This window comes from Pseudoduganella sp. RAF19 (assembly GCF_052114165.1).
GTDB lineage: Bacteria > Pseudomonadota > Gammaproteobacteria > Burkholderiales > Burkholderiaceae_D > Rugamonas.
Genome location: NZ_JBFREF010000013.1, coordinates 50,393 through 69,852, shown reverse-complemented (window position 1 = coordinate 69,852; position 19,460 = coordinate 50,393). Strand labels below are relative to the sequence as shown.

General features: G+C 52.3%; 9 protein-coding genes. 3 read left to right on the top strand and 6 right to left on the bottom strand.

Annotated elements, in window-relative coordinates; genetic code table 11:
- Positions 1 to 546: 546 nt before the first annotated feature.
- The 3 genes from AB4Z19_RS27960 (at position 547) to AB4Z19_RS27950 (ending at position 3,664) form a co-directional block, all read left to right on the top strand.
- Entirely contained in the window at positions 547 to 2,124 is a 1,578-nt protein-coding gene (locus AB4Z19_RS27960) for a flagellin N-terminal helical domain-containing protein (RefSeq protein ID WP_442036799.1), read from the top strand.
- Positions 2,125 to 2,222: 98 nt separating this feature from the next.
- Entirely contained in the window at positions 2,223 to 2,597 is a 375-nt protein-coding gene (locus tag AB4Z19_RS27955; RefSeq protein WP_442029073.1) for a flagellar protein FlaG, read from the top strand.
- Between the two features lie 491 nt (positions 2,598 to 3,088).
- Positions 3,089 to 3,664, top strand: a complete 576-nt coding sequence (locus AB4Z19_RS27950) for a hypothetical protein (RefSeq protein WP_442036797.1) — start codon at positions 3,089 to 3,091, stop codon at positions 3,662 to 3,664.
- A 25-nt stretch (positions 3,665 to 3,689) separates the two neighbouring features.
- Here AB4Z19_RS27950 and AB4Z19_RS27945 read toward each other — a convergent pair whose 3' ends face one another.
- The 6 genes from AB4Z19_RS27945 to AB4Z19_RS27920 all read right to left on the bottom strand — a co-directional run bounded on the left by AB4Z19_RS27945 (position 3,690) and on the right by AB4Z19_RS27920 (position 19,253).
- Entirely contained in the window at positions 3,690 to 4,316 is a 627-nt protein-coding gene (locus AB4Z19_RS27945; protein WP_442036795.1) for a hypothetical protein, read from the bottom strand.
- Positions 4,317 to 4,983: 667 nt separating this feature from the next.
- Positions 4,984 to 10,674 carry a beta strand repeat-containing protein gene (locus AB4Z19_RS27940; RefSeq protein WP_442036793.1) on the bottom strand — a complete coding sequence of 1,897 codons (5,691 nt, stop codon included), beginning with the start codon at positions 10,672 to 10,674 and terminating at the stop codon, positions 4,984 to 4,986.
- Positions 10,675 to 11,279: 605 nt separating this feature from the next.
- Positions 11,280 to 11,480 (bottom strand): hypothetical protein, encoded by a 201-nt coding sequence (locus tag AB4Z19_RS27935; RefSeq protein WP_442036791.1) that lies wholly within the window; start codon positions 11,478 to 11,480, stop codon positions 11,280 to 11,282.
- Between the two features lie 293 nt (positions 11,481 to 11,773).
- Entirely contained in the window at positions 11,774 to 13,789 is a 2,016-nt protein-coding gene (locus AB4Z19_RS27930) for a methyl-accepting chemotaxis protein (protein WP_442029255.1), read from the bottom strand.
- A 1,285-nt stretch (positions 13,790 to 15,074) separates the two neighbouring features.
- Positions 15,075 to 15,752, bottom strand: coding sequence for a hypothetical protein (locus tag AB4Z19_RS27925; RefSeq protein ID WP_442029285.1), 678 nt, complete (start codon positions 15,750 to 15,752; stop codon positions 15,075 to 15,077).
- Between the two features lie 294 nt (positions 15,753 to 16,046).
- Positions 16,047 to 19,253 (bottom strand): collagenase, encoded by a 3,207-nt coding sequence (locus AB4Z19_RS27920; protein ID WP_442036872.1) that lies wholly within the window; start codon positions 19,251 to 19,253, stop codon positions 16,047 to 16,049.
- Between the last annotated feature and the right edge of the window lie 207 nt (positions 19,254 to 19,460).

The window sequence follows — 19,460 nt, the reverse complement described above, 5'->3', positions numbered from 1 at the left end:
AACTTCGCTTCATCTCAACGCAGTTCGTTGATGAGTACCGTAGCGGCAAGGATATGGGTTTAATGACAGTAACGAGCGGTCATGACGACGAAAGCGAACCCGTGTGGGTCCCAAATTGCTGTCACGTCAGGTCTATATATCGCCCGCTGCGTTACCGTTTGAAAGAATACTGCCAGGTGCTCGCCGCAAGCTTCCTAGATAAAGCTAACGAATTGTTGAAGTTGAACAGATTGTCGTGACTAGTCACCGATGACACTTTTGATAAAGGCGGGGCGTGACGGCATCAAGTGGCAAGAAGGAGTTTTAGGACAACTACAAATATTCGTTTGAACCCTAAAGTTCCAGCAGAACTTGTCGCGTGAGACGGTAGCAATGGCACCTCTTTGACTATAGAGCCAAAACTAGCAGTTTGGACTCGTCACTGCACTTCAAGGTTTCCGACGGTTCCCCGTAATCAGACACAACAGCGGCTTCATTGTCACAAGTAAGTGGCAGGCCAAAGTGAATGAGCAATTTGCCCAACTTACAGTACCGGAGACCTAGATCATGGCTCAGAGCATCAACACCAACGTTGCATCCTTGAACGCACAGCGTAACCTGAATGCGTCTCAAGCTTCCCTGTCGACCTCGCTGCAGCGCCTGTCCTCCGGGCTGCGAATCAATAGCGCTAAAGACGACGCGGCCGGATTAGCAATCTCCGAGCGCTTCACCTCGCAGATTCGTGGCAACAACCAGGCGGCTCGTAACGCGAACGATGGTATCTCGCTGGCGCAGACGGCTGAAGGTGGTCTCAGCACCGCCGGCGACTTGCTGCAGCGCATCCGAGAACTCTCCGTGCAGTCTGCTAATGGCACAAACTCTGATTCCGACCGCAAATCGATCCAGAACGAGGTGTCGTCGCTGGCAAAGGAGCTCGACCGCGTGGCCAATACCACTCAGTTCAACGGTCAGAACGTGCTGGACGGTTCCCTCACCTCCGCACAATTCCAGGTTGGCGCGAACTCTGGTCAGACCATCAATATCGGCGTGCAGTCGGCCCGTGCGACCGATATCGGCAACAACACCATGAAGTCCGGCTTCGATAGCACCGCTGCCAAATTCGTGTCCGACGCGTACGCCACTGAATCGAACGGCGTTATCACTGACGAGACGCTGACCTTCACTTCCGGCAACGGCGTGTCGACCACGGTCGACGTCAAGGGCACCAACATCATCACTGACGGCGCCAATACCGCCCACACTCTCGGCGACAGCGCGAAAAAGATTGCGGCGAACGTCAACGCGAAATCCGGTACTTCCGGAGTAACTGCGACCGCAACCACTGAAGCCAATCTCTCTGACCTGGCGGATGGCTCCTACCAGTTCGAACTGCGCGGCGACAACTCGCTGGAAGCTGATCCTAACTCAAAGGCCGTGACCATTTCGGCCAAGGTCAAAAGCGGCGATTTGTCAGCTCTGGCTCAGGCAATTAATGCTCAGAGCGGCACGACCGGTATCTCGGCCTCGATCAAGTCTGGTGCAAGCGGTAAGGAAATCCAGCTGACCAACTCGTCCGGCTCCGATATCCAGATCAAAAACACCAACGCCGACGCGACTGACAAGCTGGCAACGGCCAATATCCGCGGTGCAGATCAGCCCGCCTCCGGTAACAGTCCAGCTATGGCCGCAGCAAAGATTGCTGTCGGCGCGGTGAACACATTCGCTACGATTGGCGGCAAGCTTGACTTCTCGTCCGACAGCGGCTTTACCCTGTCAAGTAGCGTCGGTGCCGGCAAGATTGTTGGCGCTGCTACCGGTTCCGACCTGCAGTCCGTAGCCAAAATTGACGTGTCGACCGTGGACGGTGCCAACGCCGCCTTGAAGACCATCGACTCGGCACTGAACTCAATTAACAGCAACCGTGCATCCTTGGGTGCGATCCAGAACCGTTTCGCTTCCACGATCTCAAATCTGCAAACGACTTCTGAAAATCTGTCCGCGTCTCGTAGCCGAATCCAAGATACTGATTTCGCGTCTGAAACCGCCAACATGACCCGCGGTCAGATTCTGCAACAAGCTGGTACTGCAATGCTGGCACAAGCCAACTCGTTGCCTAACGGTGTCCTGTCCCTGCTACGCGGCTAATCCAGTATCGCCGGTTTATGTGATGGGATCACATATCTCGTAATTATCACCCCGGTATGCCGTTAGGCAGGCCGGGGCTTATGCACACGGGAAGCATCATGAGCGTCGATTCGATAACAAGTAAGTCCAACCAGATTGTAGAACGTCCAAACTCGAACGAAGTCAGTCTCCGACAAGGTTGGGAGCCTGCTTCGAGTGGAAGTCCCTCACCTGGAATTGATAACGCCGTCAATGACGGTACTCCCACACCGGCTTCGACTGAGATCACGAAGGCCGTATCCAAGCTGAACAAGGCTGCGCACGAGAAGGCGTTAGACCTGGAGTTCTCCATCGACAGCGACACAAAAATCTTAGTCGTTAAAGTCGTTGATTTGAACTCCAAGGAAGTGCTTCGCCAGATACCAACTGAAGAAGTTTTGGAGATTGCAAAATCAATCGACTGCAAGCTCAGTCTCATCAGGGATACTGCTTGAGATGACGAAATGAAGAGCAATCTTCATCGTGTTTCGGACGACTTTCTTGTCACCCTCTAATTGCTGTATCCGTATCGTCAAAAGCTGCCGCGTTACTTTTTTCAACGATTTCTATAGGAGATTTCAATGTCTTGGTATCTTGACCAATCTAGTCTGACGAAAAGCAGTGGCGGTGAATGGTGGAACCAAAAACACAACCCCGGGAGTACCGTTCCGATGTCCGGAATTTACAAATGCGTCGGATGTAAGAAGGAGGTCACCTGCAACAAGGGAGACCCGTTCCCGCCACAAAACCACCATCAACACCCAACCGGCCAGGGGCCAGTTCAGTGGAAACTGAACGTTCGCACGAATACTGAAGGCGAATAATCTGCAATGACAAACGCTGCCCTCCGGCCAGGCACCTCACTCGACCAATGACTTGCTCAAGTTACGGCGTAGTTCGAACTACTAATACTCTGCGCAGCAATGCTACTTTTGAGAGGAGAGCGATGTTTAAAAAAATTATGGCGGGGGCAGCAATTTTGTGCGGCATCGCGTTATCGATTTCGCAGATCTTGCAGCAACATTGGGTTAGCGCGGTCGAGTATCTTGTAGCTGGCATGCTGACCGGTACTCTTTTTTTGCTTGGGGACTTTTCTTCAATCAAGAGGCCCGCTTTTATTGGTGGCTTTGCAGTCGTCAGCGGCCTGAGCCTGCTTGCAGTATTTACTGAACACCGCGCGTTTGAAGCAGGACGGGCTGAAGTTTTGGCCGAAGGCGTGGATATCTTCCTTACGCTCGATCCGCTACAGTGCCCACTACCGCCTTCCCGGGTGCACTACCTTCAAGGAGCAGGAGTGAAGACTTGCGCGATGCAGGGCCTTAGCGATCAACTGGACGCCGCACAAGCATTGCAGCGCGCGCATCTAGTTTCACCTGAGATGACTCTAGCCGATGGCGTGTTACAAGCGCCTGGGAAGAAATCTCCTGATTTGTGCGTGAACTTCCTTCGGGAGATCCAACTAGCTTGTCCGAATGTGCTGCCTCATGATCTCGCCGCAAAGTTGACGAAGTTGAGCAATTAGATCGTCCGGAGGTTATCACCACGTATCAATGCGCTGGCATTGCTGTTTCAATTTGTCGCAAAATTTCAGCCAAAGCTTCGCTTGCCGTTTGTAGAAGTTTTGCTGCCTCTTGATCTTCATTAGTCCCTCGGATATCGCCGCCGCGCTTGGCGATCCTGAACATTACGTCTAAGTGAGATTTGGCGCTACTGACAGTGCCAAACGTACGCTTAAGTCGCCATGGAAGGTTGGAATCGATGACGATAAGAGATAACAACTGTTCATCACTCCATCTCGGGAACTCCTCAATGCTTTCGAGATGATGTTTATATCTGGATGGGTCGTAATTCCAATGCAACCTAATGGTGGGAAGCATAGCCGCAATATATCGGCACCTGTCACCACAAAACTTAATTTCATCTCGCATGCCTTCGACAAGCAACGTCATTCGGGCATACTCAAGATCCTCACGACGCTTAGCTTCTGAACGAGCTAAGTAAATTGTCCCGGCAAAAGCTAAAAGAGTGCCGATAGCACTAGCCCAAGCAGCCCAATCCTGCCGCGACCAACGCTGCCAATCAACGTACATGTTGAATAGGACGGCAGAGACTGTTAAAAGTGAGAGAAGTGCGCACCAGGTTAGGCCGTGACCAAGAATGTCAGTTCGTTTCATCGAGGAATGTTACAAGCTTATGCATCATTGAATCAAGCAACTAAGATCATCGACAATTACGTTGCTGACCCAGCATACGCAGCATTGTTCTTAACAGTGTTGGGAATGGCGCATGCAGCACGAATCCCCCTAGCGGCGCCATGGCTAGCAATATCACTATTACGGTATTTTGCTGTAGCCGCATTAGGTTTATTTGCCTACACCCGATCTTGCGTCAGCAAATTCAAATACTCAATACGCAGAACTCTGACTCAAAGCGATATCGTTCGAAGGCCCGCTAAGGCCACCGATTGGGTGTTGTAATTGGTGTCTTACTGTTGATAATAAGTATCATGAAGGTAGCTAAGCCACAATTTTGATGACAGCACCATGTATCGCTGACGTCCTGCATTCGCTACCTGTGTTGAGGCGAACCTATTACACTCTTATCGAGCAAAAGGCTATCTAAGCGGCGGCAATATTTGAGTTAGACTCGATTCGACCATCAAGGCGAGGCAAATCTCACTCTAGTGTCTAAGGAAGTGTGACGAAGCCAAAATCCCATCAAATACTGACAATGTTCTGCGCTGGTCGATTTAGAGATTATCTCGACGACCTTTGCTGACGAATGAAGATACACCAGAGAACAGCCGAAATTCGCAAACGACCCGATGTCGCGTCTCGACAGTCAATAACATACGATATCAACCGCCTCTATCTGCTTGAGCCCTGTTAGTTCTACGAACATGGTTAGTTCTGATGCGGTGACTTGAGCATTTGAATCGGACGAAGTAAACACGTAGACCGCGGTAGAAGTTCCGTCCCCCACGACAAACAATCTGCGGTCCCCAACGGCATAGGATTCGGAGGCGCTACCGATTGCTTCCGCCGCATCCTCGACAGATAATGATTTGGCCTGTTGCTGGAAAATAGCCACCTCATAAGTTGGGGCCAGAAGTACTTCTGCATCGATGTTTAGGACCGTGTTAGGGACGCAATTACCGTTACCAAAACCCATTTGTGCCCGATAGAACATCAGACAGTCGAGCTTCGCGACAAAATCCGTCACCGTGTTGGCGCCCTCGAAGAAAATGAACGCAAACGTATCGGCGCCGTTTCCACCAGTTAGAACATTGTTTCCGCCACCGCCCACGATCCCATCCTGCCCATCTCCGCCTTCAAGCGTATCGTCTCCACTTCCGCCGTACAGTCCGTTATCAAGTTCATTGCCGATTCCTCTAACGCCAACGTTTGTTGTGAAGGACAAGTTCTCAACATTGGCAGGCAGCTGGTAACTCATCAGCGACGTATAAATTTCATCTAGACCCTCGTGAACTTTTTCGACTACGACATCTCCATCCGAATCAACTACGTATGAATCGTCCCCCGCAAATCCAGTCATCGTGTCACTTCCTGCAAGACCGTCTAACCAGTCGTTATCAGTCGTACCAGACAAATCGTCGTCGCCCTTGCTGGCATTCAGGAAGAGAGATTTCCATGGCACAACCTGTTCGCCAAACTGGACAACCTCAACGTTGCTTACGGTCACGTCAACGCCGATCGCGTTGTTGACAAGTCTCACCTCGTTATCACCAATAATGGTCACGACATATGAATCACGACTCTCGAGTAGCCATAAGACGTCACCATCGCCTTCACCACCGTCTACGAGGACTTTACCTGCTTGAGTGACCGCGAAGAAATCATCGCCATTGCCACCGAAAAGGGAGTCATCGCCGCCGTTACCAGTTAGGCCATCGTCTCCATCACCACCATCCAACATGTCAGCATTGGCATCCCCAAACAAGTTGTCAGTTCCACCCAATCCATACAGGATATTTTTGCCCGTGCCGCCTACGATCACGTTGTCGCGATCATTACCTGTGCCATTGAAGGCAGCAGAGCAGGTACTCCAAAGGTCTTCTACATTCGCGCCCAGCGTATAACTGACGAGGCCCGTCGCGACACGGTCTGTGCCAGCCGACACATTTTCCACCACCACATCGCCTGGCTGATCGACAAAGTAGACATCGTCACCGTCCCCGCCAGCCATTGTGTCAGCGCCACTAAAACCATCAAGCGTATCGTCGCCCGCGCCGCCACTCATCTGGTTGTTGGCGTCATTACCAAACAAACGGTTGTCGAGCGCATTACCCACTAAGTTGATACGTGATGCGCCAAAAATCTCTGCGTCTTCGACCTGACTTGGCAATGCATAAGTGATGTCATCGCCGACAATCTGGAGTGAAACTATATCGTGCCCCGATTCGGCTTGCTCAACCACCGTGTCACCCAGGTTATTGACTACGTAAGTGTCATCACCGGCTAGCCCTTCCATCATATCGGCGCCGCTGCCTCCATCCAGAAGGTCGTGTGCCGCAGTCCCGATAAGGTGGACACCACTACTAATGGTTTTAGCAATGTCTGCCGTTGACCATAACCCATCTTGGAACCTGACTGACTCGATATTCTGCACAGTCAAACTTTCACCTGTGATGGAACTCATCAGATGCAGATTCGAATTCGTGGAAAGTGAGTACGTGTAATCCTTGAATCGCCCTGATACTTCTAGAATGTCGTTTCCGGCCCCGCCATCAATTACATCTTTACCGCCTCCGCCACATAGCAAATCGCTGCCGTCACCACCAGCCAACGTATCATTTCCAACGCCCCCCACCAATGTGTTGTCCAGCGCATTTCCAGCTCCGACAAAAGAATTAACTCCGCCATACTGCAAGCGCTCTATGTTTGCGCCTAAGGTGTATGCCTCGAGTGAGGTTAAGACTTTATCTGTACCTGCGGACGACTGTTCCAGAACTACATCTGCAAGTGAATCGACGTAATAAACATCGTCGCCATCACCGCCATCCATTGTGTCCTTACCACCGCGTCCGTCTAATACGTCGTTACCGCCGCCACCAAATAAAGTATCATCCGCTGTGCCTCCGGTCAGATGATTGTCCAGTAAATTCCCTATTCCTTTAAATGGAGCCGCCCCAATGCTTGTTAGGTTTTCAATGCCGTTAGGCAGAGCGAAAGAGGTTGCGCTCGAAATCACGGAATCAATTCCCTCCTCGGCAACCTCCATTACGACGTCGCCCGTGCTATCCACGTAGTACGTATCATCCCCGGCCCCTCCAGACATCTTGTCTAGGCCACTACCGCCGTTTAGCGTATCGTTTCCCGAGCCGCCGTCCATTGTGTCATTGCCTGTACGGCCGTCCAGGTAGTCGTTTCCAGCACCGCCTAGCAAGCTATTGTTGGCAGCATTGCCAACCAGGCTGTTATCCGCGCCGTTGCCCGTTAGGTTAACGGCCGCGTTGCTATACACCTGCGCGCCTTCGACGTTGGCAGGCAGTTGGTAAGTGATTCCATTGGCCACAATATTGACCATGACTAAGTCGTCGCCACCAGCGGACTGCTCAATTACCACATCACTTTTGTTGTCCACCCAATACACGTCGTTGCCACCGAGGCCCGCCATGGTGTCGGCACCAGCCCCACCATCGAGCTGATCATCGCCCGCCGTGCCGACTAAGTTGTCATTGAAATTGCTGCTGACGTTCATTGCCAGCTGTGCCGTGGTGAGGTCGCCATCGTTAAAGTGGACCGATTCAACGTTGTGCAGAGTGACGCTGTCGCCCGTTTGAGTGTTGGTCAGCATCAGGTCCGTATTGTTCACACGGGTGGTCGCATAGCCGATAATATTACCGGTCAGTTCCACTACGTCGTTACCCGCACCGCCGTCGACAATGTCATGGCCAGCTCCAAAGCGCAGCACGTCGTTGCCGTCACCACCGAGCAAGGTGTCATTGCCACTGCCGCCGGTAATGGTGTTGTCCAGCGTGTTGCCCGTGCCTGCGAAACCTGCAGTGCCGGAGTACACCAGTTCTTCGACATTGGCTGCCAGCGTGTATTTTGTCAGTGTCGTGATCACGCGATCTACGCCTTCATTAGCCAGTTCAGTGACACTATCGGCCGCGTTGTCCACGTAATAGACATCATCGCCCTGGCCACCCGCCAACTTGTCGGCACCAACACCGCCATCGAGAGTATCGTTCCCGAGACCACCTGTCAGCGCGTTGACACCCGCATTGCCGACCAGTCGGTTGTCAAGCGCATTACCCGTAATGCCGACGGCCAGCGAACTTGCTGCCGTCACTACACTGTCTTCCACATTGACGCCCAGGGTGTAGATGCCCGCTTTGGTGAAAGCAACTTGCACGGTGTCGTGGCCATTTGCCGGCGCTTCGTCGGCCATGTCGCCTGCCTGGTCGACGATATAGGTATCGTCGCCGCTGCCACCTTGCAAGGTGTCCGCACCTAGGCCACCGTCCATGGTGTCTGCTAGGTTGGAGCCGGTCAACACATCATTCAGTGGGCTCTTCACATTGAGCTGGATATCAGCCAGAGTTTTCGCACCGTCAGCAAACAATACTTTTTCAACGCCGCGCAGGGTGACGCTCTCGCCAGTGGATGGGTTGACCAGCAGTGTGTCCGTCAGCGAGGTGCGGCTGCGCGTGTAATCAGCGAAATTTCCAAGGACTGCCACCGTATCGTCGCCAGCACCACCATCGGCGATATCGATGCCAGCGCCCACGTTCAGGATGTCATTGCCATCGCCCCCCATCAGGGTGTCATTGCCAGCACCACCAAACAGCTTGTCGCTCCCCGCCATGCCGCTCAGAGAATCGTTGCCAGTACTGCCGGTCAGGATGTTTTCCAGCGCATTGCCGGTACCTTTGAACGCCAGGCTGCCGGTGTAAGTCAGGTTTTCGACGTTGGCCGACAGAGTGTAGGATGTGGCGGAGGACAGCACAGTGTCGGTACCTTCGCCTGGTAGCTCGGTGACCGTGTCGCTGGCTACGTCGACATTGTAGGTATCATCGCCGAAGCCGCCCGCCATTTTGTCCGCGCCGCCTTTGCCGTCGATGATGTCATTGCCAGCGCCGCCATTCAGCACGTTTGTCGCGCTATTGCCGGTCAGTGTGTTGCCCAGATCATTGCCTATAATGCCTGCAGCGCCTGTGCCGGTGACGATACCAGCTTCGATGTTGGCGCCTAGAATATACAAGCCCGACGACATCGCGGCTTTCACCAGGTCATTGCCAGCGTTCGCGGCTTCGACGACGACATCGCCGGCGCTGTCGACCACATAGGTGTCATCGCCGTCCATGCCGGCCATGGTGTCATTGCCCTTCAGACCATCCAGAGTATCAGCGCCGGAGCCACCCACCAGGTTATCGCCGTATGCGCTGACTACGTTGGTCAACACCGCACTCATCGCCAGCGTGCCGACATCCGCAAACTTCATGGACTCGATGCCGGTCAGTGTTACCGTCTCGTAGGTGATGACGTTGGCCAGTTGCGTGTCCGTTGCGCTCACGCGCACAATCTTGTAGTCCGCGAGGTTGCCAAGCACCACGGCGGTATCGTCGCCTGCGCCGCCGTCGAGACGGTCTGTGCCGCCGTTGCCAGCTAGTGTGTCGTTGCCCGCCATTCCGCTCAGCTTGTCATTGCCAGCACCACCTTTAAGGACGTTATCCAGAGAGTTGCCGGTGCCGGTAAATGCCCCGGTACCTGTATATTCCAGACCTTCGAGATTATCTTTGAGGATATAGCTGGCCAAAGCCGCCCTGACTGTATCGAAGCCTTCGTTGGCAATCTCAGTGACGACATCGCCGCTCTGTTCCACGATATAGATATCGTTACCAGCGCCACCAAGCATGGTGTCGTTTCCCAGTCCACCAGCCAAGGTATCGGCATCATCAGTACCAAGAATGCGATCATTACCGCTACTGAACAGGCCGAACTGGACTTCCGCCAGCGAATACATGCGGTCGTCAAAGCTGAAACTCTCCACGTTCCGTGCGGTGAGCGTAATGCCAAGCGCCTCACTCACAAGCTGGGTGTCTGCCGGATTCAGACGAGCGATATGGTAGTCCGAAATATTACCGGCGAGCTGAACGACGTCGTTGCCGTTCCCGCCATCTACCGTGTCGTTGCCGGTGCCAGCGGCCAAGCTGTCGTTGCCATCGCCGCCAAGCAGGTTGTCGTTAGCGCTGCCGCCAATCAAAGTGTCATTGCCAGCTCCGCCATCAAGCTTATTGGCAGCAGTTGCGACTCCCTCAATACGATTGTCGAGGAGATTGCCTTTGCCAGAAAATGTAGCGCTGCCGATCGCCACCAGGTTCGCCACATTATTCCCAAGGATATAGCTCGCGAGACTCGTACTGACGGTACTCCCATCAGGGAGCGTCCCCATCAATCTTTCTGGCGTACGCATCTCATACAGGGCATTAGTTACGGCGTCATTATCAATCGCGCTAAGGAGTGCATCGAGATTAGTAAGATTTGTGACAGCCCGTCGTGAGCTCATTTGCACTCCAGATTGTAAAGTGATGTACGGGATTACTCAGGGTAAGCAAGTCAGAAGCAAAGCAAATCTAGAAACAATTAGGTTGTGCCAGAAAGTGGTACAACCTATTCCACCGATAATGCCGTTAGCTCGAAAAAAATCCGAGCTTTTGCAAATCACTTTCCAACCACTGTTTTCGTGTTGTCGTCGTAAGACTCATCCTAAACCTCGAAGAATCCAAACTCCGCCAAAATTCCATCAGATACTGACAACGCTCAGCACGAAATGGATCGTTTGCTTGCCAGATCTACTCGCTTAGTCCGCCCCTCGCTTCACTCCCCCATATCCTCCTCAAGACTCTTCTTTTGTAGCTGTTCGTGAATTCGTTTTGGGTGCGAGTCATCACTTTTACGATCTGTGACGTCCGTTGCCCAACTAACTGCATGCGCCTGCGTGCAAGGTCTCGGAACGCGCGATCGGCTTTGGGTATGATGTGGCTTTCGGCAGCAGACCAAGCCGAAGAACGTGCGCAAGATGACGCGCATCGGATTCGTCGCCATGAAGCTTGAGACCATCGTACTGCTTGATCGCCGTGGTATCGGCCAAGTGGAGCGAATGCCCAGCTGCTACAAGCCATCAACCAGCCAGTACCAGTTATACGTGGACTCCACGACCACGCCAAATAGCTCTTGCCGATACGGACTCCGCGCCACACAAATGGTCGCCAGATCGTTGAGCAACCGCTTCGAATACACGACCGTGTCGGCATCGTCGGAGACGACGATAAAGCAGTTGTTGGAATGAAGATCAATGCCACAAAACAACATGACGTCCTCCTCGATAAAGTTCGGATTCGTACCGTGACTTTATCCGTCGGCTCGGCCGAAGGGGGACGGCTAGATGATTATCAGTTTTCGATGCAACCGACTTTAATTTCCGCACCTGGCTGCTTTCCATAGTGTGATGTAGCTGCTATCTCCCACTGTCGCACGCGATGGTCCAGGCGAATAGCCGGTTATTTCCACACCTCAGATACTCCACTGGCCTAGCCATAAGGCTAAGCCAGCGCTTGGTAGGGTAGTTGAGTTGAGTCCGACGCCTCTCTATTCACGCGCTCAACTTAAACCGCTCCTGAAATCATAATTGAGGGACGACGACTCAACTTCAGAGTGCTGTTGAAAGAAGAAGGAGAAACACTTACATCACGCTCATCCAGCTGAAAGACGCTGATTGCATTAACAAGCAATTGCGCCTGCTCCTTAAGGCTCTCAGAAGCAGCGGCTGTTTGCTCAACCAAAGCTGCATTCTGTTGAGTCGTTTCGTCCATCTGGCTCACTGCAAGGTTCACCTGCTCGATGCCCATTCCTTGTTCCCGAGACGCCATGGCGATTTCGGACATAATCCCCGTAATCCCGTCGACACTTTTTAGGATGTCTTCCATCGCCGCACCAGCCAAGCTCGCGAGCTTATTGCCAGATTCGACTCGCTCAACACTGTGTGCAATCAAATTCTTGATTTCCTTAGCAGCCAAAGCCGACCGATGCGCTAGATTGCGCACTTCACTGGCGACGACCGCGAAGCCACGTCCTTGCGCCCCCGCACGTGCCGCTTCCACTGCGGCGTTGAGCGCCAATATATTGGTCTGGAACGCAATGCCATCGATGACGGCAATGATCTCTACGATCTTGCGCGAACTATCGTCGATTTCACCCATCGTGTGAATTACCCGCGAGACTACTTCTCCTCCGCGGGCTGCGACACCGGAAGCGCTCTGCACGAGTTCGTTGGCCCGGCCGGCATTGTCAGCGTTGCGCTTTACTGTGGAGGTGAGCTCATCCATAGCGGATGCTGTTTCCTCCAAGCTCGAAGCCTGGGCTTCAATACGTGCAGACACGTCAGCATTTCCGCTGGCTATATCACTGCTGACTGCGTTAATGCTGTCAATGCTAGTACTTACATCGGACACAATGGCTCTCAAGCTGTTGCTCATCGCATCTAGGGCTCGCAGCAGTTGCCCTACTTCGTTCGGAGGGCCAACATCGATATTTCCAATCAGCTTGCCCTGTGCAACCTGTTCTGCCACAACGATTGCTTTGGATAGTGGCGTTGTGACAGATCTTGCGATGAGGAGGCTAATCCAACCCGTGATTGCCAATAGACCCGCCAAAGACGAGGCCATGATCCAACGCTGTCTGTGAAAATGACGAATTTTTTCATCAAGTAGCTCCGTCAGTTCTTTAGCCGACGACTCATTAATGGCAAACTGTTGATCGATAGCGGCAGTGGCAATTGCTACATATTGCTCACTCGAATAGCTCAGCGTTTCGGTTTTGATGATTCGATCCTGCGCCATTTCTATCACCTGGTGTGCAGCTTCCGACATTGCATCCATGTTCTTACCAATTACTCTCTGAATATTATGATTTGCAGCGCCAGCTTTGTCGAAGAACGTGATAGTCTGGTTCAGGCGGTAGCTCAAATTGCTGATGACTGCGTTGAGGCGTAGTCGGTCTTCAGCGCTCGCCGCTTTACGGGCCAACATTCCCGCGCCGATCGCTCGCGCCTTACCTAGCTCCTCAGCAAGGTAAGGCAGCTGATAAAAGGCGGCCTGGATCAGGAGATAGCTATCATTGTCGGGATCGAGACTAAGTCTGTAAGCCTCTGCAATCAGGTCGTAAATCTTAAGAAACTTGGACACTAACTCCGTGTGCAAAGTGTAGCTTTGAGCTATGTCGAGCCTACCAGTTGCAACACCATTCCAAAGTTTTTCCCAGTCGCGCGTCGCTGAGATCAACAAGTCATTGATTGCTGGATTTGCCAAGGCGTCTGACAATTTGCTTAGCTGAGCTAAAGCCGCATCCACTTCCTTTTGTTTAACTCTGCGCGACTCTTGTGCGCCATGCTTTTCGCCTAGCACAAGCGCGGAAAGCGCTCGGTGTTGCTGAGTCAACTGTATCACTTTAAGGCCCGTCAGCACCGTTGGCAAACCCGTCCGCTCAATTTCGACTGCACGCAAATTTTTCCCGGCCTCTAGCATGTAAAGCGTTACTGGGACTAGTGCAGCCACGATAAAAAGCGAAGCTAGGACGGAAAATTTATGGGACAGTTTCAAGCGCCCAAGAAAAGATGCGAACACAATTATCTCCTTCCGCTTAATTGAAATCGGGGAACGCCAATTTGCGCACAACCTAGAGACAAGAATTTCACAAGGCGTCGTTGCCGTGGGCTATCTGAATCGTGGCGAGGCAACTCTACCCCCCCCCCCCCCGCGAATGCTGCCAATAATTGACGATACACAGCCAAGAAATTCAAGTCGGCGTTACCCGGAGAACTTCCTTTCTTGTGATTGCTTGCGAAATCATTGGATGAGCCGTCAGTGATAAGCGGCTGCAAACATGTTCGCGTTATTGTCGTCGGCCGTCTTCGTTGAACCAACCCTAGAACTCTTTTGTTGCGCACAGGCTCTTTCAACCGGCGGCAATATTTCAGTGACACCAGCCTCTACTCCGACGCGTTGTAGCCACGACTCTAGGTTCTCAGCTGCTGATCCAATTTTCTCGTGACTTACTGACCATCAAGGTGGCATCGCACGCAAGCAACGCTCTTCACACTTCGAAGTTATGAAAGCCGCATTGGGCACTGGCATGAGCGATCTGCACTAGGCGTTGCGGTGATGTCGCCCCACCACGGAGACCAACGCCAATTTCGCAACGCCCGACCGGCAGCCAGGGCCTCATCGTTATCGCCTGGTTGCCCGACCGCGTAGCGGGCGAATGCATATCCTCAATTGAGAATCGCCAGGTTATTCCAGATTGGTATCCGCGAGTTAGAACAGCGGGAATAACCAAATGCGTACCATCAAGCATTTGACATGCTCAAAGAAACTTACCTCCCATAGCATATGCTTAAGGGAGGATATCTTTACTAGAGGGTTGCAAGGAATAGCCGCTGGCCCCTGATTCGCAAATCAAGAAGCCTTTCATCATCAGAGCACTTCTGATAACTTCGACAGTCATTCGGACCACGCACTATCTTCGCCTGCGTGTCGGTCATCTCAGTCCTAGCCCCACAGAGACCGGTATCCCCTCGCCGCTGCCGTATCTACCCGACCAGCGAGGCGGTCACTTCGGCTCCATTCATTTGCGATGGGTTGGCCCAACCGTCGAGTGGCGACGTGCTCAATCGACGTGGTGACCTGTGAGTATAGAAAGATGGAAGCACCATGTTAGCGCCAGGTAGCAACCAAAACGATTATTGAGAGTCCGACATAATGCAGCGTTTCATTTCATGAACTCATTCAGCGGAAGCCCAATAACCAAGACCCCAGCGACAGATGACGAGCTAAACCACTGTGTACATGGGATGGTCAGTTCTGATAAATCAGCACCAACTCGAAATCAACCATGGATGAGCCTCTCCCCTTAACCGTCTTCTCTAAACTTTTCGCTCAACAAATGCTGAATCTCATCATCCACTTCATTGGCATCCATTACCACAACGTCGTGACCATCCCAATAGAAGTACTCATAAGCTAACTCTTGCATTCGCCTCGTCACTTCGTCAATCGTCAATGTCTTGTCGAAGACTTCGATACCATCGGAGCCGGACAGCCAGTCATCAGCCGAAATGCCTTGCGATTCGACTTGCAACGTCCACCAGCCCCGATAAGTCTCCGGCGTCCGGGTTAGACAGTCGGCTTGATACTCCAGCTCATCTTGGCTGCTCCAAGTCTGGTTTTTCAAGCATTCATTTCGATATTGATCTCTATCCTGGAACCAGCCTGCATGATCAGATGCCGCGGCTGTAGCCCAGTCATACCAAATACATTGAATTCCGATTTCGTCCCATCTTGTCACGGCTTTAATAAGTTCGGCTTTGGTTCGCGCGAAGATCCATTCGCTCCCATGCAAGAACGTTTGCCCATTAGTGAGCGCGATTCCTTTTGCCGCAAACGAGAAGCGTGATTTATGCAGTTCCCAAAAAGACCGCAGGTCTGTAGCCGTCGTAAGGCGAACGAACATTGCACCGGCAACTTCTAGGGTCTCAGGAAGAGAAATGTCGATTGGTAACAGGCGTCTGCGGTCTTCTTTTTGTTTCATGTAGGTCCTCTAAAATCGATAGTGTAGAAGCGTGTCAATCGCACCTTGATTGGCCAATACTTGGTCGTGCGGTACCAGTAGCGCGGACCGACGTAGAGAAGCGTTTGAAACTTTGAGCCCCTAAGACGTTTCATTACGCCGCTGAGAACCCGCAAACGCCTACTCAAGGATTGCGAATTGAGAAAACATTCCTCACAGAGGTCTGCAAGCTTGGCATTAAATCGAAATCGCACCAGTCGCAGTAACTCCAACGAGCCAAAGCGCACTGCTGGTCTCCGGTGCGAGACTTCGCTTTCAGGGGCGAGGTTGTTGAAGAGGGTTAGCCAATGGAGGCCTACCAGGCGGAGTCGTGTTACCACTACCGCTGCCGAACGGCATTAGTCCTGTCAAATCCATGACAAATGGGGCGTAGTCCCGAACAAACCTTCCGTCAGCGTTATTCAAAATGAAATGACCAGTCAATATTTCCTGCCCAGTAAAGTGAAATTGTGAATAATTTACTTTAGCACCGTCTATATCGTGCTGACCAGCGTAAAGAGATTGTGAGCCACTGTCGAGGTTCAACTTATATTGTCCACCAACCGGATTACGCCACCGGATTGCGAACCCATCCCTCACTAATTCAACCCAAGCTTGAATGCCAAAGCTTGTTGGCAATGCAGGTATGCTTTGTGGTTTCACAGTTACCTGTGATGAGACCAAACCATTTTTACCACCGCGTGTAGCAAATAAGGTGATTGAGTAAGACGTTCCATTTGTTAACGCTGGTATTAAAATCGAACTTGCGGTCCCGCTTACAGTCCTGCCGCCTGGATTGACCACGGCTGTATAACTCTCGGCGCCGTCGACAGGCGCGAAGTCGACGAATGCACGACGATCGGCCGCCCGGACTGCCACCACGCGAGGCGCCGGCAACTTCCCAACGGATAATAGGCTTAGATCAATTCGGAACGCTTCATGCTCTCGCACGAAATGTTGCTGGTCATCGTATTCCATAAACCGTCCCACCAACATCTCCGCGCCTGTCAGATGGAACGCGTCAAACAGCACCGGGGCATGGTCAATAAAGTGCCCTCCGTAATACAAAGACTGCGCTCCATTGTCGAGTTCGAGCGAGTACGAGCCGTGAACAGGATTAATCCAACGAATATTGATTCCTCCACTCACAACCTCGAACCAAGCTCCAATGCCAGACGCACCGGACTGAGAACTAGCCAACAGTGGCGCGGGAGCCGTTGGAGTTACGCTGTTGCTAGGCGAAGACGCTAGGCTGGCAAGGCCACTGCGAGTTGCCACGACAGAGAAGGTGTATGCAGTTCCATTTTCAAGCCCTTTTACTATTAGAGAGGTCCCAAGTCCACTCGCATTGGCTCCTCCCGGACTTGCCATAACGGTGTACATAGTCGTGACGTTCTGGCCGAAAGCGTCGAGCCCCGGTACAAAATTGATGGTCGCTGATTTATCCCCAGGAGTTGCAACAACTGAGTGAGGCGCTACCGGGATATCCTGAAACGGGACCCCTACTCCACGCACACCTACCTCACAGTAGTAGGGAATACTCGGTCCTACTACACTGAGATCGTAATTGCATACGAAGGTGCGCCAATTATTCAGCCCTGTCGCCACCGCAGCCTTGATGGCAGAGTCGACAGTCTTGTCAGCTAATTGCTTGTCGAGAGTACCAGTGCATCCAGCGCGAGCATCCATCGTCTGGAACGCCAGAACACAATTTACAGCGGGGAAAAATGTTCGCAGGCTGCTCTGTACCTCTTCTGGTGTACCTAACGCATAAGTCGCGGGATCAAACTGCTCACCATTTTGAAATTCAGGAACTGTACCGAATGCGGCCAGTTGCCTGTCGAGATATGAGTCATAGTCGCGCTGTACCAGGGGATCAGCCTTGAAAGTCCTTACGAGGTCATCAAAAGCTGCAATGTCTCCACTTCGAAGCGTACTGAAAAGTGCACGAAACTGAAGCGGACGTTGCTCATCCAGGAAAGCAAAGAAAACCGATGAGTAGTAATAAAAATTGAAGCCGCTGTCGTAGCTGGCACCAACGAACTGCGATACCGACATCCGTTCAGCATCGTTTCTTATTTTGTTAAGCGTCGCCCGCCGAAGCTTAATGCCACTCGCTTGGGTTGCGCCCGCAAAAAATTCTGCTGCCCCTTCGTCAAACCAAGTAAGGCGATTGCCATCATAAATGGTGTCGCCAAACGTCCCATGTTCAGTGTACCGGCCTTCCAGGTAGTGGGTATATTCGTGCCTTAGCAATTCCTCTAGCGTTAAAGTAGACTCGGCGGCTGTACGCTCATAGGTATAAAACGTAGCCCCGCGCTCAATGTATATTCCCCCGTTGTCGGTATCCAGGCCCTCGAGATACCACTGCCAATCTTCGTATGCTGCCCGTGTACCATAAATTCGCATAGTCAGTACATCATTGGTATCGTCGGCCAAAGGCGTAGCAAAGCCGGTCTTCCGAACGTACTGGGCTTTGACTTGTTTGATAGCGAGATAAAGCTGTCGCGCTTTAGGCAAGTCAACAGCAGTTTGCATCACCAATTTGCCATCATCAAACGTATATGTGTTTGGGAAAGCCAACGCTCGAAGTTCCGGCTCAAGTGCCTGGCGACAAAGCCCATACGGTGAGCAATCGACGCCAAGGAAATCCACTGTACTGGCCACAGCCATGAAGGGACCTGAGAACCGTTCGTAATGACCAAGAAGGTCTTGCAGATGCTCGCGCATCAAATCTCGTGTGCTTGGATACCTTAACAAGTTCGCGTACGCTAAGGCAGAGTTGTACGCTAATCGCTTGCTAGTACCAGTCATCTCAGTTATGGGTTCGCTCATGAAGGTCGCGGCGCGGAACAACAAGCCTTCATACTGAGTGGCATTCGCGCCTACAATCTGTATCCAATCAGCATCGCCGTTGTTGGCCCGGCGAGCGACCCATTCGAAGAAATTTGAAACGGCCTTGTATTGCTCTTCTGATCGGCTTGAATTGCTCATCACACCTTCCAAGTAACGAATACCCGTCGGAAGCAATGTCGCGTTTCGATCTGCTCCATCCGCTGCAACTAGGTAATCCCACATTACTAATGAGTGCTGTGGCGATGCATCCGTAAAGTATGCGTTTGCTGAGAAGGTCAACAGTGCATTCTCAACTGCTGAGCGCGTTTGCGAGTCAAAAACCAATGCGCCTTCGGAGAACCATGCAACATATTCTCCGGCCCGCAAATAGATCAACATCTGCCGTACCCCGCCCGGGTTGTCAGGAGTGTAGGCTGGAGCTTGCTGTCGAAGCGCTTCTGCCACAGACAGCATATTTTGATTGGAATAGAAGCCCAATGTGGCAGGATTAATCTCGAAAAACTGATGGCGGCTGTCCATACACGACGCATTCAATGAACTGATTCGTGTTACCAGCTCTGCACCGCTAAGCTTTAGAGTGGTATTCAGGTCAGCAGCGCAGTCTGGCACAGCCGCGGCCGCGCGCATTGCCCCCTGACGCGGAGTCGAGGATTTTGTAACAATAACGCTGCTTCCGACGGCGGAACGATGGCTGTGCGGCCTTCCAAAAAAAGGAGTGGCAATCTCTTCAGACCTCGGGATTAACTGAACGGCAGTATCACGGGCATACGCCCTTGACACAAGCAACACCAGCCCGATTGCAGCTGCCTGGCAAAGAATGGGAACGATTAGAAA